The sequence below is a fragment of the Yersinia sp. 1252 StPb PI genome (genome assembly GCF_048593885.1).
GTDB lineage: Bacteria > Pseudomonadota > Gammaproteobacteria > Enterobacterales > Enterobacteriaceae > Yersinia > Yersinia enterocolitica_E.
Genome location: NZ_JAZGQE010000006.1, coordinates 1 through 14,546, shown reverse-complemented (window position 1 = coordinate 14,546; position 14,546 = coordinate 1). Strand labels below are relative to the sequence as shown.

The window sequence follows — 14,546 nt, the reverse complement described above, 5'->3', positions numbered from 1 at the left end:
CCTTAAAATAGATTGGATTGATTTTTAAGCAAGTTTTCCACATCTTTATCAACTTTTATCTGGATTTCATGCTCAATCTTGACGTTCATATTGATAGTGATCGGTTTTTCCGGTGTCGCTACCTCAAGGCGTAAACAGCCACTGAGCATCAAAACACCCAAAGCTATTGCCACACGTTCCCCTGTCAAGATCTTCATTCCTTCGTCCTCGCCGGTATCACTGTTGGTTGTAAAGAAAGCGTCTGTTGTAGCCACTCTTGTAAATTGTCACCAAAACGCAGGCTACGCCAGAGTTGGAACACATTTTCCTGATGCTGATAATTCAATACTATCTCACGCTTTGAGTTTTTTTGCGTATTCACACCATGAATCTTCGAGCGTAATGTCAATTGCCCCAAATTATCCAGATCCACTTTGGCATAAGATTGATAAATCTCCATATAGCGTAACCAATCAATCGCGGCACCGGCGACAAAGTTACTATCACCGATTGAATTGGCCAGATCTTGATCGAGGCGCAATGTCACCCTGCCATCGTTAGCAATCCAACCATTACGCACCAACCACTGTGGGTTATTGAGATAAAGAGGCAACTCCCCGTTGACCTTCCCCGACATCGCAAACTGTTTCGGTTGTAGCACCGTAAATAGCTCACTCAAGTCAATGGCAGTTAATTTCAGCACGGCGGCGTCGTGTTGCGGTAAGCGTAACGCGGACAAACTCAGATGGCCGTTAAGAATGTCCATACCGACGTTACTCAAAGTTAACGGTGCATCATCAGAATAGGGATAAGTACCTTGTAAATCAGCAGTAATATTCTGCATTTCAAACAAGTTGCTTATTGAGGCGATACGCAACATCACCGGGTCTTTCGCGCCCAACTGCCAGTGGTGATTCTGCAAGCGATACGACATAACAAAATCTAACCCGCTCATTTCGCCGTCTTTCAGCCACATCCCGCCATTGTTCACCACCCAGTGACCACCGGCGGTAAAGCCTTGTTCTCGGGCTGCCGAAAAGGCCGCCTGAGCATACAGCTCTCCATCACGCAGTTTGATGCCTAATTCTGATGCGATAAGCGGCTGGAATACGGTTAACGATTGTTTCGGCCACCAGCCCTCACCCCGTAACCGCTCGCCATCCCAGCGGCCGCGCAGTGGGATCGGCCCGATCGGCTGCGCCTGCAATTGCCCCTGCCACAGAAAGCTGTTTGGTTCCCGACCATTGAGTTGCAAAGATAATTCAGCGGGAGGTAGATAACCGCCCCCGTCGCTGAACGACACTTTTTTCGCCCCTAACGCAAAACCGGCAATAAAGGCTGGGTGATGGTTATCGCGCTGCCAGGTGAGTGGCTTCACCAATGTCAGTCTTGGTGCCTCAACCTTAACCAGACCATATTGCAACCGATCAAAACCAGTCGAGAGCTGGTCAACGGTGATTAATGTATCGCGCCAACTCCCCTTGCCCGCCATATCCCAGCGAGCAGCCAGTGGCGGCAGGTGACCATTGCCCCAGTAACGCCACTGCCAATAACCTTTGTCCGGCCAAAACTCTTGCGCCTGACCATCCAAATGCAGGTTGAAATTCCCCCAATAGCTGTCTTGTGCATCAACGATGGCTTGTAGACGCCCGCTAACCCCGGCAGCCGTGACCTTGACACCAGCCAATGGCCAGCGAGCATCTCTTATCCGCAATTCAGGCGTCACATTGCCATGCGCGCGCAGTAACGCCCCTGGGTGCAGCACCCACGTTGGGTTCAACACCGAACCACTGAGCAGCCCTGGAATGGTGGCATTAAGCACCATTTTCTCCAGATTGGCCTGACCACTGAGTTGGAATTTTAAATCGCTGTTTATCATGCTCAGATTACCCGGCCCGAGGGTCAACACGGCATTCCCCTTACCGCTCTGCCCAGAGGTAATCACATTAATTCGCGCGTCAACTGAGGTCTGATCCAACCCTTGGTCCCAGTCATGTAACGTCAGGTTAATACCGCCACTTAATGGTTGCTGCGCGTATGGCCATTGCCACTGTCCGTTAACTAGCTGAATTTGGTTTACCGCAACACGCCATGGCAACCGTGCGAGCGGTACATCATCGCCACGCTCAGTGAGCGTCAGCACACCTTGCTGCTGTTGCCAGCTCAAGTTTAGAAGCAGTGGTTTAGACAGATAACCGGTGGTTAGCATCCCCTGTAATTCACCCTGTTCCGGCCAATCATCCAGTGACAAAGGAATCTTTATTTTGCCACTGAGTTCGAAAGGCTGCGGGGTACCAGGAACCGCAATAGAGAATTGATGCAAACTCAGTTGTTGATCCTGATCAAGGGTCGCGGCAAAGCTCAGTTGCGGCCCTTGATAACGTAACTCTTGAATCAATTTAAGCTTATCGGGCGAGGTGAGGGTCAGTTTACCGGCATATTGCTGCCAGGGCGTAATCTGCAAATTACTGATATCCAGATCCAGCACCGATAACTGCTGTTGCCAGTAAGCTAAATTCAGTGGTGCGCTGTCGCCATTAGTCGGTAATTGACTCAAACAGGCGGTATCCAACGCAACATTACCGGCCGCAAGTTGCCAGCGCCCCTGATGGTAGCCGACACTCAATTGATTCATATTAGCGAGGGTGCAGTCTTGTATCGAATAGCGCAATTGCTTGATACGCAGTGCGCCGTCACGCCATACCGGTGGCGTAGCCAGCGTTATCTGACTCCCCACAGGTAACCAATAATGTGCCACTTTGGGTAACCACTGTGGCAGGGTTTTCCATAATGCCATCAGAGAAATTGCGCTGATTAATAACAACCAACCCACTATTTTTGCGCATTTAGCCATGACTCGCCTTGTTTTATCCCCAACCAGACTTACGGTGTGCTTTAATCAAATCACCGCAAGATACCATAATAGATAACGCTACCCTTGCAACTCAGACAAAACTGTTGCCATTGAAAGTTGGCATAAAAACCTTATCTCTTTGGCATGAAAAAGTTACAAGTGCTCTATTTAACTTATTATTGTGGCAAATTGTATGATTTATTCAAATCTGTTAGATTGATCACAATATTTTAGCGGAGATATCGCGATGAAATTAGCCGTTTACAGTACTAAACAGTATGACCGTAAATACCTCGAATTGGTCAACAAAGATTTTGGCTTTGAATTAGAGTTTTTCGATTTTCTGTTAACGCCAAAAACAGCAAAAATGGCTGCTGGCTGTGATGCGGTCTGTCTTTTCGTCAACGATGATGGTTGTCGTGCGACATTAGAAGAACTGAAAAGTGTCGGCGTCGAGATTCTGGCGTTGCGTTGCGCTGGTTTCAATAATGTGGATCTGGAAGCCGCGAAAGAACTGGGAATTCAGGTAGTTCGTGTCCCGGCCTATTCACCTGAGGCGGTCGCTGAACATGCTGTGGGTATGATGATGAGCCTTAACCGCCGAATTCATCGTGCTTATCAGCGCACCCGCGATGCCAATTTCTCGCTGGAAGGACTGATCGGTTTCAATATGCATAACCGTACTGCCGGGATTATCGGTACCGGTAAAATTGGTGTGGCAACCATGCGCATTCTGAAGGGTTTTGGTATGCGTCTGCTCGCTTTTGACCCCTATCCAAGTGCGCAAGCTCTGGAACTGGGTGCTGAATATGTCGATCTCAAAACGTTATATGCCGAATCTGACGTTATTTCCTTGCATTGCCCGATGACACCGGAAAACCATCATCTGCTTAATAAACAATCATTTGATCAAATGAAAAACGGTGTAATGATCATCAACACCAGTAGGGGTGGTCTGATTGACTCTACCGCAGCCATTGATGCCCTGAAACAGCAAAAAATAGGTTCGCTCGGCATGGATGTGTATGAAAATGAACGTGACCTGTTCTTTGAAGACAAATCCAACGACGTGATTCAGGATGATGTTTTCCGCCGTTTATCTTCTTGTCATAACGTGTTATTTACCGGGCATCAGGCGTTTCTGACCGAAGAGGCGCTGACCAGTATTTCGGCCACCACAATGCAGAATATTGCCCAGTTGAAAAAGGGTGAACCCTGCCCGAATATTATTACCGCCTGATTATTTATACGTTTAACAAGCGGCAACATGGGATACCCAATAGATTTCGAGCACAGGCAGGTGGCAAACAGAAGTAGCCAATACACCTGATACTTGAAAGATGGCGGGTATCAACGTGCCGGACAAGCGCCGCGCATTAACGCCCATTCCTCACAACGTTTACCATCGGGTAACTGACACATCCCTACGCTGCCACCATTGAGTTGTTTGGCAATGGTTAATACACCACCGGCATTGGCACAATTGACTGCCGCCGGATTGGCCATATTAATATTATGGTGGACACTGGCGCTGGTGGCTTGTTGCACGGGTTCATAGGCATCAACATTATTTAAAGCTGTATCCGTTGGGTCATTGCTGCTACAGGCGGCTAAAAAGAACACAGCGCCACCCACAAACATTGATAATACTTTCATTCTTCTGCTCCGGCATGAGAAAGGCATAAATCTATTGTTTAATGCAATTTCGTTTACGCTAATTGGCTTATATAATATCTGTTATAATTAAAACACAACATAAATAAGCGCAAATTCGATAATTAAACTTAACCTGTAACAAGGTGAATAGTCGAATTATCAAGGTAGTTTGCTGTTAAAAATTTGGCGAAATAACCAAACCGAGACTAATTAGATAGAGAATCAGTTACCTACGATTTGGATAAAAATAAAACGGGAATAACTATGATCACTGATTTACTGCTACGAATAGCCCTTGCCGGATTGCTGGGTGGGTTAATAGGTATTGAACGTCAATTGCGGTCAAAAGAAGCAGGATTGCGTACTCATATCCTGGTTGGCATCGGCAGTGCCATGTTTATGATTGTTTCAAAATACGGTTTCGAGGATTTACTGACACTGGAACACGTCAGTTTTGACCCTAGTCGAGTCGCAGCACAGGTTGTCAGCGGCATGGGGTTCCTGGGGGCCGGGACGATTATGATTCAAAAGCAGATGGTTAAAGGCCTAACAACCGCAGCCGGTATGTGGGTAACAGCGGCTATCGGCCTGGTGATTGGTAGCGGCCTGTATGAAATTGGCATCTATGGCACGCTGATGACACTGGTGGTACTGGAGATCTTCCGCCAATTGAGTAATCGCCTGCTTGGCCAGCACCATTATGTCTCGATCAAACTGTTACCCGAGAGTGTGCCACTTATTCTGGTCGCACTGCAAAAACTGCGACTGCGGCCAATTAACCTGTCAGTGGTACAAAAACGTGAAGAGAAGGATGCCGGTTGTGAACTGACCATGGAAGTGACCTTGTCACCTAGAAAAAGTCTCGATCAGTTTTATGAGACGTTATTGGCTATTGATGGCATACATCAATTAGACATTAAATAGTTGAAAAGGACGTTGTCCTACGTTTCAGTGACACCGACCCTCACCCATTAGCGTGTTATCCCGCCCCACCACGATAACGCGCTAATAGATGAGTTCCGCCTGTATCCTACAGGCGTGATTAATGCATGGGTGTCTTAGACAGCAGATTAATCACCATAACCCCCGCAATGATTAGCGTCATCCCGGCAATGGCTGCCCAATCAAGTTTTTGTTGGTACATAAAGGTAGCGGCGATCGACACCAAAACAATACCCAACCCTGACCAGATGGCATAAGCGATACCCAATGGCATGGTTTTAACCACCTGCGAAAGCCCCCAAAATGCAACACCGTAGCCAATAACCACCACAATTGAGGGTACCAATCGGGTAAACCCATCAGATGCTTTCAGCATCGTAGTCGCCACTACTTCGGCAACAATTGCCATCATTAAATACATGAAACCGCTCATCATCATTTTCTCATTTCAGTATTGGGTCAACATTATGCCCGTCCCATATTAAATGTTCATTAAATCTAATTCAGTTTCACAATTATTTTACAAAAGCACCCATAGGTATTGCTTCGCCAAGCGATATCTGAGCAGCGCAATAAATAGTTTTCTAATTGTAATAATTATTATCCGAATAACATCTATATAAGCTTTGCCAGCATTACTGGCTTATTTTCTGCATTTTAACTGAAAGCATTTAGCCCCCCAGCCACACAAATTCGATAACTGACAAAAATGCACTCTGCTAGAATTTCAGTATTAGTTCAAATAATTCGTTAACCGTCAGAGGCACCCATTACTACTTTGGTCTCTGCGTGACAAGCAATGTGAAGGTATAAATTAATGATTACTACTGACGGTAACAGTGCAGTAGCTTCTGTGGCCTATCGCGCCAGCGAAGTTATTGCTATCTACCCTATTACACCCAGTTCTACCATGGCAGAGCTTGCTGATGCATGGTCAGGTGATGGTAAAGTCAATATTTGGGGAGACGTTCCCCGCGTGGTTGAAATGCAGTCAGAAGGCGGCGCCATTGCCACTGTGCATGGCGCACTACAAACTGGCGCGCTGTCGACCTCCTTTACCTCTTCGCAGGGATTGCTGTTGATGATCCCCACGTTGTATAAGTTAGCGGGTGAACTGACCCCTTTCGTACTGCATGTTGCAGCCCGAACCATTGCGACTCATGCCTTATCCATTTTTGGTGATCACTCCGATGTTATGGCCGTGCGCCAGACCGGTTGTGCCATGCTGTGCGCCAGCAGTGTACAAGAAGCGCAGGATTTCGCCCTGATTTCACAGGTAGCGACGCTCAATAGTCGCATTCCATTTATTCATTTCTTTGATGGTTTCCGCACCTCACATGAAATCAATAAAATTGTGCCACTCGATGATGACACGCTACGCCAATTATTGCCGCAAAAAGGGATAGATGGCCACCGCAGCCGAGCGCTGTCACCGGAGAGTCCGGTTGTGCGCGGTACCTCTGCCAACCCTGATACCTATTTCCAGTCGCGCGAAGCGACCAACCCTTGGTATAACAACACCTATCAGCATGTTGCTGATGCCATGGCCGCTTTTGCCGCGGCCACTGGGCGCGAATATAAACCATTTGAATATTACGGCCACCCACAGGCGGAGCGTGTCATTATCTTAATGGGTTCCGCTATCGGCACCTGCGAAGAAGTGATCGATACTTTGTTGACGCGCGGCGAAAAAGTCGGCGTGCTTAAAGTGCGTCTATTCCGCCCTTTCTCTGCAGCGCAGCTGTTGAGTGTCTTACCCCAATCAGTAATAAAAGTGGCCGTGTTGGATCGCACCAAAGAACCGGGTGCACTGGCCGAGCCACTCTATCTTGATGTGATGACCGCATTGGCTGAAGCCTATAGCCGTGGCGAACGCGCCACATTACCGAAAGTGATTGGTGGTCGTTATGGTTTGTCTTCCAAGGAGTTTGGCCCTGATTGTGCTCTCGCCATTTTCAAAGAGTTGACATTGGTTCTGCCTCGTCCACGTTTCACCGTAGGGATTTTTGATGATGTTACTGGCCTGTCATTACCATTGACTGATGAAAAGATAGAACAACGCGCCACACTGGAGGCGCTGTTCTATGGCCTGGGCAGTGATGGTTCGGTCTCTGCCACTAAAAACAACATCAAGATAATCGGCAACAGTACCTCACTGTATGCACAGGGTTATTTTGTTTATGACTCGAAAAAAGCGGGTGGCCTGACGGTCTCGCACTTGCGCGTCAGTGAAACGCCGATCAATTCCGCCTATCTGGTCAGCCACGCCGATTTTGTCGGTTGCCACCAGTTGCAGTTTATTGATATTTACCAAATGGCCGAACGGCTGAAACCGGGTGGTATCTTCCTGATTAATACCCCATTCAATGCAGACGAAATGTGGTCTCGCCTACCACAAGAAGTGCAAGCTGTATTGCACCAGCGCAATGCTCGGCTGTTTGTGATCAATGCAGCCAAAATTGCCCGTGAATGCAAACTGGGCGCTCGTATTAATACCGTGATGCAGATGGCGTTCTTCCATCTGACACAGATTTTACCCACTGCGATGGCGCAACAGCAGTTGCGGGCCGCGATTGATGGTAGCTACAGCAATAAAGGGCCAGAAATTGTCACGCGCAACTGGCAGGCGCTGGATGCCACCCTTGATGCACTGATTGAAATCCCGCTACAACCGATTAATGAAAACAGCCCGATGCGGCCACCGATCGTCTCCGATCAGGCACCTGATTTCGTCAAAACAGTTACCGCAACCATGCTGGCTGGTTTGGGTGACGCGCTGCCGGTGTCGGCCTTCCCGCCTGATGGAACCTGGCCGGTGGGTACGACCCAGTGGGAAAAACGCAATATTGCAGAAAATATTCCTATCTGGCAGCCCGATCTCTGTACCCAGTGCAACCACTGCGTTGCCGCCTGCCCGCACTCAGCAATCCGTGCCAAAGTGGTACCGCCAGAGGCTATGTCTGGTGCACCTGACAGCTTGCAGTCACTCGATGTCAAAGCCCGTGATATGCGTGGGCAGAAGTATGTGTTACAAGTCGCGCCGGAAGATTGCACCGGATGTAACCTGTGCTATGAAGTCTGTCCGGCCAAAGATCGCCAGAATCCTGAAATCAAAGCCATCAACATGCAACCACGGCTGGAGCACCTGGTGGAAGAAAAAACGCACTATGACTTCTTCCTCAAATTGCCGGAAATCGATAAAACCCAAATGGAACGTATTGATATCCGTACGTCACAATTGATTTCCCCGCTGTTTGAATACTCTGGAGCCTGTTCGGGTTGTGGCGAAACACCGTATATTAAGCTGTTGACCCAGTTATATGGCGATCGTCTGTTAATTGCCAACGCCACCGGTTGCTCATCAATCTATGGCGGCAATCTACCTACCACGCCTTATACCACCAACGCCGATGGCCGTGGTCCGGCATGGGCTAACTCACTGTTCGAAGATAATGCCGAGTTCGGTCTGGGCTTCCGCCTCACCGTCGATCAGCATCGTCAGCGGGTAACCCGCCTAATCAACCAACTGGCACCACAGTTGCCGCAAGAGCTGGTCGATCAGTTAATACTTCAGGATGCCACGCCAGAAGTACGCCGTGAGCAAGTCTCTCAATTGCGTCAGCTATTGCGTGACATCCCAGGCAATGATGCTCAACAATTGGCAACGGATGCGGATTATTTAGTCGATAAATCCATCTGGTTGATTGGTGGCGATGGCTGGGCATATGACATTGGTTTTGGTGGACTTGACCATGTATTGAGCCTAACAGAAAACGTCAATGTGCTGGTGCTCGATACCCAGTGTTACTCCAACACCGGCGGCCAGCAATCTAAAGCGACCCCGCTCGGGGCGGTCACTAAATTTGGTGAGCATGGCAAACGTAAGGCGCGCAAAGACTTAGGCGTCAGTATGATGATGTATGGCCATGTCTATGTTGCGCAGATTTCGCTGGGAGCGCAGCTCAATCAGACGGTAAAAGCCATTCAAGAAGCGGAAGCCTATCCTGGTCCATCGCTGATTATCGCTTACAGTCCGTGTGAGGAGCATGGTTATGATTTGGCCTACAGCCATGATCAGATGAAGCAATTAACCGCCACCGGTTTCTGGCCGCTATACCGCTTTGACCCACGCCGCACTGACGAAGGCAAAGCGGCCTTGGCATTGGACTCCCGCCCACCAAGCAGTGACCTGACCACCACACTGCTGAATGAGCAACGTTTCCGCCGACTCAATACCCAAGAGCCGGAGGTGGCGGCACAGTTGTACGCGGCGGCGGAGAAAGACTTGAAAAAACGCTACGACTTCCTGAGCTTACTGGCAGGGAAAACAGAAAAAACCGCCTCTGAGGGATAAGTTCACTCAGTATCAACATCGTTTATCAGCAGGATAACAACGCCTCATTCGGGGCGTTGTACTGCGGGTTTTGATTCTGGGGGCACCCTATTCTATTGTTTTTCTCGTACTGAGTATTCCCCCATAAATCAATGGGGGAATAGCAGAATGGGTCAAAGGTGATATTACCGCGTTAACTTAATAGATAAATAAAATCAGAGATTGGTTACATCTATATACAGGGCGTTATTGATATTGGTAGAAGAAACCGTTGCTTCACTAAACGCGTACTCTTCCCTATCCCCTTCACGATCTAACGGCAGGTTGACGAAATCAAAAAGGTTACGGTCAGCTAACTGGCTTGGGCTTACGTTTTGTATTGACTTAAATACACTCTCAACCCGGCCCGGATCTTTTTTATCCCATTCGCTTAGCATGGTTTTAATCGCCTGGCGCTGCAAATTCTCCTGCGAACCACACAGGTTACATGGAATTATTGGAAAAGTTTTATACTCAGAATACTTAATCAGGTCTTTCTCGCGGCAATATGCCAGCGGCCTGATAACAATATTACGTCCATCGTCAGAACGTAATTTTGGCGGCATCGCTTTCATGCGTGCACCATGGAAAATATTCAAAAATAGCGTTTCAACAATGTCATCCATATGGTGACCGAGCGCGATTTTTGTAGCGCCAATCTTCTCCGCAAATGAATACAATGTTCCTCTGCGTAGACGAGAACATAGCCCGCAGGTTGTTTTACCTTCAGGTATTTTCTCTTTAACAACCGAATAAGTATCTTTATCCACAATATAATAAGGGATATTAAGGCTTTCAAGATACTCAGGCAGAATATGTTCAGGAAAACCGGGTTGTTTTTGGTCTAAATTTACCGCAATAACATCGAACTTGATCGGCGCAACCTTTTGTAGGCCGAGCAGGATGTCCAACATTGCAAACGAGTCCTTCCCACCACTCATGCATGCCATTACAACGTCATTATCTTCGATCATGTTGTAATCGGTGATAGCATTGCCGACATTTCTCCGAATGCGCTTCTGGAGTTTATTGAACTCAAGGGTTTCTTTTCTTATATCTTCTTGATTCATAAATACTTATCAGGTCTCTAATAACGTTCAGAGCGACTAATTCCGAGTGAAAAAGTAAAGCGTTATTATACGTAAGTTTATGCATCCATGAAACAGTAGAAATTGCAGCGACCCTGAGCAGGTTGAAAGGAATTAAATATCTTGCTAAAAATGCATAAAAAAAATGCCGATGTTGAGACAACATCGGCATCGTAACAATTATGTGCTATGCAGTAATTCAAAATAAAAGTATTACAAATATGGAGCGCAACGCCCATCGCTTGACGTTGCATTCACCTGCACAGTGATAATGCCTGAGTCATTACCATCAAATCTTGATGTGGCTCAATTTTGCAGTGATTAACCCTATCTCTGGCACACTCTTTTACACGCCTGCCGCTTCATTATTAGAGCCATTTACTGCGCTTTAACCACCAGGCAACACCTAATACCAAAGCCACCAACATCATGCAAAAAGTTGCAAAACCAAAAGAGTCGGTGTTACCGGGGATCCCACCAAGGTTGACCCCAAACAAACCGGTCAAAAAGGTCGTCGGTAAAAAGACCATTGCCAAAAGCGACATGGTATAGGTCCGCCGGTTCATCGCATCAGCCATTAATGAACTAATTTCATCAGACAGCACTGCCGTGCGGGCGATGCTTGAATCTAAATCCTCTAATCCACGGCCCAGACGTTCTGAGATTTCCTGCATTCGACGCCGATCATCATCATTCATCCAGGGCAAACGCTCACTAGCTAATCGAGAGAATACATCGCGCTGTGGTGCCATATAGCGGCGTAACACAATTAGCTGCTTGCGTAATAATGCCATTTGCCCACGCTGGGGGATTTTTTGCTCCAGTAAATCATCTTCGAGATCGATAATTTTGTCGTGTAAGTCTTCGATAAACTCACTGGTATGGTCGGTCAGGCCATCGACAATCTCCACCAGCCAATTACCACTGTCTGTCGGGCCGGTGCCGCTTTGTAAATCATTTAATACATCATCGATGGAGTAAACCTTACGATGGCGAGTTGAGACGATCAATTTATCCGTGATATAGACCCTAATCGTCACTAACTGATCAGGACGGGCATCGGTGTTAAAGTTAATACCACGCAAGGTTATCATCGTGCCATCACCCAGCCGGGTGACCTTAGGACGCACACTCTCCCCCGCCAGGCCATCACGGACCACCTCTGGCAGTAATGGTGTATTTTGCAGCCAGGCTGCACTTTGCGGATAGGTATAATCCAGATGCAACCAGCAAGGCTGCCCCGCGGTGGCGACGGCATCAACACTTATTGACGTCACCCCCCCTTTACCATCGAGTTGATAGGCATAAACCGCATCAGAGACTTGAAGTGCTTTCCCTTCGACTACATCCACAACAACATCCTCTATTTCGGAATTTATCATGCAATTAGCTCAGTGTAGCGCTAGCCACCCGATCTTTAAAGGTGATGAATCAGGATAGCTCGCCGCAGCCATAACAGAACCGTCTGACACTAACAAAACGCAATGTTAAATGTAGTAAAATAATCTAAACATAAAGTGACCAGATAGATTTAATTATCTCATCACCACTGAGAGCAAATTAAAAAAATAGAAAAAGCCGCCAATTAATACTGGCGGCCTAACTGTCAGAAATACACCGACTTTAGTGTTTGATGATATACATCGTCTGACTGTATGCCACATCCTCAGGGTTAGTGATTGGATAACCTTTCACCCACGGTTTAATTAAACGACCATTGGTAAATTGATATATAGGTGCGATAGGTACTTGCTCGGCAATAATCTGTTCAGCTTTATTATAATCATCACTCAGTGCTTTAGCATTGGTCTGTTTACCCGCTTCATTGAGTAATTTATCATAATCTACACTATTAAATTTGGCGATATTTCCGCTGTGTGTGGATGTCAGCAGTGACAGGAAGGTAGACGGCTCATTATAGTCACCGACCCATGACGCACGAACCACATCAAAATTACCGGTGTTACGGCTGTCAATATATGTCTTCCATTCCTGGTTAATCATTTTGACATCCACACCCAATGTTTTCTTCCACATAGAAGCAATGGCAATGGCTAATTTCTGATTATTATCAGAGGTATTATACAAGAGGGATAATGTTAACGGCTTATCAGGACCATAGCCCGCAGCATGCAGCAATGCTTTGGCTTGTGCGTTCAATTCATCCTGATCTTGCTGCTGCAATAAATTTGCAACCGGATGGTAGCCGGCAGTAACATCAGGCGTAAAGTGATAAGCTGGCTTCTCTCCAGTACCTAATACTTTTTCAGCAATGATTTTACGATCTATCGCATAAGACAATGCTTTACGTACGCGAATATCATTGGTTGGTGCACGTTGCGTATTAAAGGCGTAATAATAGGTTCCTAGCTGATCAGGCGTATAAACCTGGTCAGGAATATCTTTTAGCAACTTCTGATATAAATTTTTCGGAAATGATTCTGTAATATCAATATCACCCGCACGATAACGTTTAGTGGCATTTGCTTCCTGATTAATTGGAATAAACGTTACTTTGGTCAGCACCGTATGAGCATGGTCCCAATAGTGTTCATTTGGTACCAATACCAATTTTTCATTGACGACTCTATCTTGTAATTTAAATGCGCCGTTGCCTACCAGATTACCGACTTTGGTCCAATCATTACCATATTGTTCAACAACAGACTGGGGGACCGGGAATAAACTGAAATTTGCAGTCAGACTTGGGAAATAAGGTACCGGTTTACTGAGTTTGACTTTTAAGGTGTGATTATTAATAGCACTCACCCCTAGCGTGTCGGGTGACATTTTCCCTGAAATAATTTGCTGTGCATTCTCCATCCCCGCTAATTCAGCGAACCAGGCAAAAGGAGATAAACTTTTAGGGTCAACTAATCGACGCCAGCTGTAAACAAAGTCCTGTGCAGTGACCGGTGAGCCGTTAGACCATTTAGCGTCTTTACGTAAGGTAAATATATAGGTTTGGTTATCTGTTGTTTGCCAGCTTAATGCCACTCCGGGAATTATTTGGCCCTGAGCATCCTGATTCACTAAGCCTTCAAACAGGTCACGCGCGACCTGAGCCTCGATTAGCCCCACGGCTTTCATCGGATCAAGGGAGGCTGGCTCATCTTTAATATGACGAACGATTTCTTGTTTTTCTGCCAATACGGTACCCGCAGGAACATCAGCAGCATTTGCTGCGCCCAACGCGGTGCCCACTAATGCGGCACACAATGCATAACGGAAATAGCGCATAATCGATAACCTTATCGTTGTTGTCCATGTCAGCGAAAGCAGCCCCTGACTGCTCATAACGTTAACTACTCACAGCGCGTACCAACATATTCTATGCAGGCAATATTCAGCCATGACCTTGGGGTTACTGTGTGTGTAAATTTAACCCATCATTATTTCTGGATCTATTTATTTAAAGTAAATCAAACAGTAAAGCTTCAACATCAACTCAACACGTTGTCGATATAAACTAGCAGATTAAACCCTATATTGACGATGATAAAATATAGCTCACCACGGCAACATCAAAAGTAAACTGCATTCAACAATACAATCAGCGACTGACGTTAGCCTTTATGGTTCTCTGAACCATTGCCATCAGCATCAAAAATAACTTATTGATTCAAAGAAATAATATTAAATGCTATGTTGAAAG

General features: G+C 46.7%; 10 protein-coding genes. 3 read left to right on the top strand and 7 right to left on the bottom strand.

Features of this window, described 5'->3' with window-relative positions; translation table 11 throughout:
* Nucleotides 1-2: 2 nt before the first annotated feature.
* Together V2A85_RS01825 and V2A85_RS01820 are read right to left on the bottom strand one after the other, a co-directional pair.
* Nucleotides 3-197, bottom strand: coding sequence for a YnbE family lipoprotein (locus tag V2A85_RS01825; RefSeq protein ID WP_372559081.1), 195 nt, complete (start codon nucleotides 195-197; stop codon nucleotides 3-5).
* A complete protein-coding gene (locus V2A85_RS01820) occupies nucleotides 194-2,833 on the bottom strand; it encodes a YdbH family protein (RefSeq protein ID WP_372559082.1) in 2,640 nt (879 codons plus the stop codon). The genes V2A85_RS01825 and V2A85_RS01820 overlap by 4 nt, the downstream gene beginning before the upstream one ends.
* 247 nt (nucleotides 2,834-3,080) lie before the next feature.
* Between V2A85_RS01820 and V2A85_RS01815 the strand changes: the two genes are divergently transcribed.
* Nucleotides 3,081-4,073, top strand: coding sequence for a 2-hydroxyacid dehydrogenase (locus tag V2A85_RS01815; protein WP_083158784.1), 993 nt, complete (start codon nucleotides 3,081-3,083; stop codon nucleotides 4,071-4,073).
* 110 nt (nucleotides 4,074-4,183) lie between these two features.
* On the opposite strand, the gene V2A85_RS01810 is transcribed toward V2A85_RS01815, so the two are convergent.
* Nucleotides 4,184-4,489 carry a DUF333 domain-containing protein gene (locus V2A85_RS01810; RefSeq protein ID WP_083158783.1) on the bottom strand — a complete coding sequence of 102 codons (306 nt, stop codon included), beginning with the start codon at nucleotides 4,487-4,489 and terminating at the stop codon, nucleotides 4,184-4,186.
* A gap of 264 nt (nucleotides 4,490-4,753) precedes the next feature.
* Between V2A85_RS01810 and V2A85_RS01805 the strand changes: the two genes are divergently transcribed.
* A complete protein-coding gene (locus V2A85_RS01805) occupies nucleotides 4,754-5,413 on the top strand; it encodes an MgtC/SapB family protein (protein ID WP_420070814.1) in 660 nt (219 codons plus the stop codon).
* 118 nt (nucleotides 5,414-5,531) lie between these two features.
* On the opposite strand, the gene V2A85_RS01800 is transcribed toward V2A85_RS01805, so the two are convergent.
* Nucleotides 5,532-5,864, bottom strand: a complete 333-nt coding sequence (locus V2A85_RS01800; protein WP_372559906.1) for a DMT family transporter — start codon at nucleotides 5,862-5,864, stop codon at nucleotides 5,532-5,534.
* A gap of 384 nt (nucleotides 5,865-6,248) precedes the next feature.
* Between V2A85_RS01800 and nifJ the strand changes: the two genes are divergently transcribed.
* On the top strand, nucleotides 6,249-9,785 hold the full coding sequence (nifJ, locus tag V2A85_RS01795; protein ID WP_420070813.1) for a pyruvate:ferredoxin (flavodoxin) oxidoreductase: 3,537 nt from the start codon (nucleotides 6,249-6,251) through the stop codon (nucleotides 9,783-9,785).
* 194 nt (nucleotides 9,786-9,979) lie between these two features.
* Here nifJ and ttcA read toward each other — a convergent pair whose 3' ends face one another.
* The 3 genes from ttcA to V2A85_RS01780 form a co-directional block, all read right to left on the bottom strand.
* Nucleotides 9,980-10,873 carry a tRNA 2-thiocytidine(32) synthetase TtcA gene (gene ttcA / locus V2A85_RS01790; RefSeq protein ID WP_420070812.1) on the bottom strand — a complete coding sequence of 298 codons (894 nt, stop codon included), beginning with the start codon at nucleotides 10,871-10,873 and terminating at the stop codon, nucleotides 9,980-9,982.
* Between the two features lie 386 nt (nucleotides 10,874-11,259).
* Nucleotides 11,260-12,243 (bottom strand): zinc transporter ZntB, encoded by a 984-nt coding sequence (gene zntB / locus V2A85_RS01785; RefSeq protein ID WP_372559086.1) that lies wholly within the window; start codon nucleotides 12,241-12,243, stop codon nucleotides 11,260-11,262.
* A 271-nt stretch (nucleotides 12,244-12,514) separates the two neighbouring features.
* Nucleotides 12,515-14,131, bottom strand: coding sequence for a peptide ABC transporter substrate-binding protein (locus tag V2A85_RS01780; RefSeq protein ID WP_083158778.1), 1,617 nt, complete (start codon nucleotides 14,129-14,131; stop codon nucleotides 12,515-12,517).
* Between the last annotated feature and the right edge of the window lie 415 nt (nucleotides 14,132-14,546).

Coding starts and splice junctions, on each gene's coding strand:
- V2A85_RS01800 (WP_372559906.1), bottom strand. CDS start 5,864: ATGAGCGGTTTCATGTATTTAATGATGGCAATTGTTGCCGAAGTAGTG.
- V2A85_RS01820 (WP_372559082.1), bottom strand. CDS start 2,833: ATGGCTAAATGCGCAAAAATAGTGGGTTGGTTGTTATTAATCAGCGCA.
- V2A85_RS01780 (WP_083158778.1), bottom strand. CDS start 14,131: ATGCGCTATTTCCGTTATGCATTGTGTGCCGCATTAGTGGGCACCGCG.
- V2A85_RS01810 (WP_083158783.1), bottom strand. CDS start 4,489: ATGAAAGTATTATCAATGTTTGTGGGTGGCGCTGTGTTCTTTTTAGCC.
- nifJ (WP_420070813.1), top strand. CDS start 6,249: ATGATTACTACTGACGGTAACAGTGCAGTAGCTTCTGTGGCCTATCGC.
- ttcA (WP_420070812.1), bottom strand. CDS start 10,873: ATGAATCAAGAAGATATAAGAAAAGAAACCCTTGAGTTCAATAAACTC.
- V2A85_RS01815 (WP_083158784.1), top strand. CDS start 3,081: ATGAAATTAGCCGTTTACAGTACTAAACAGTATGACCGTAAATACCTC.
- V2A85_RS01825 (WP_372559081.1), bottom strand. CDS start 197: ATGAAGATCTTGACAGGGGAACGTGTGGCAATAGCTTTGGGTGTTTTG.
- V2A85_RS01805 (WP_420070814.1), top strand. CDS start 4,754: ATGATCACTGATTTACTGCTACGAATAGCCCTTGCCGGATTGCTGGGT.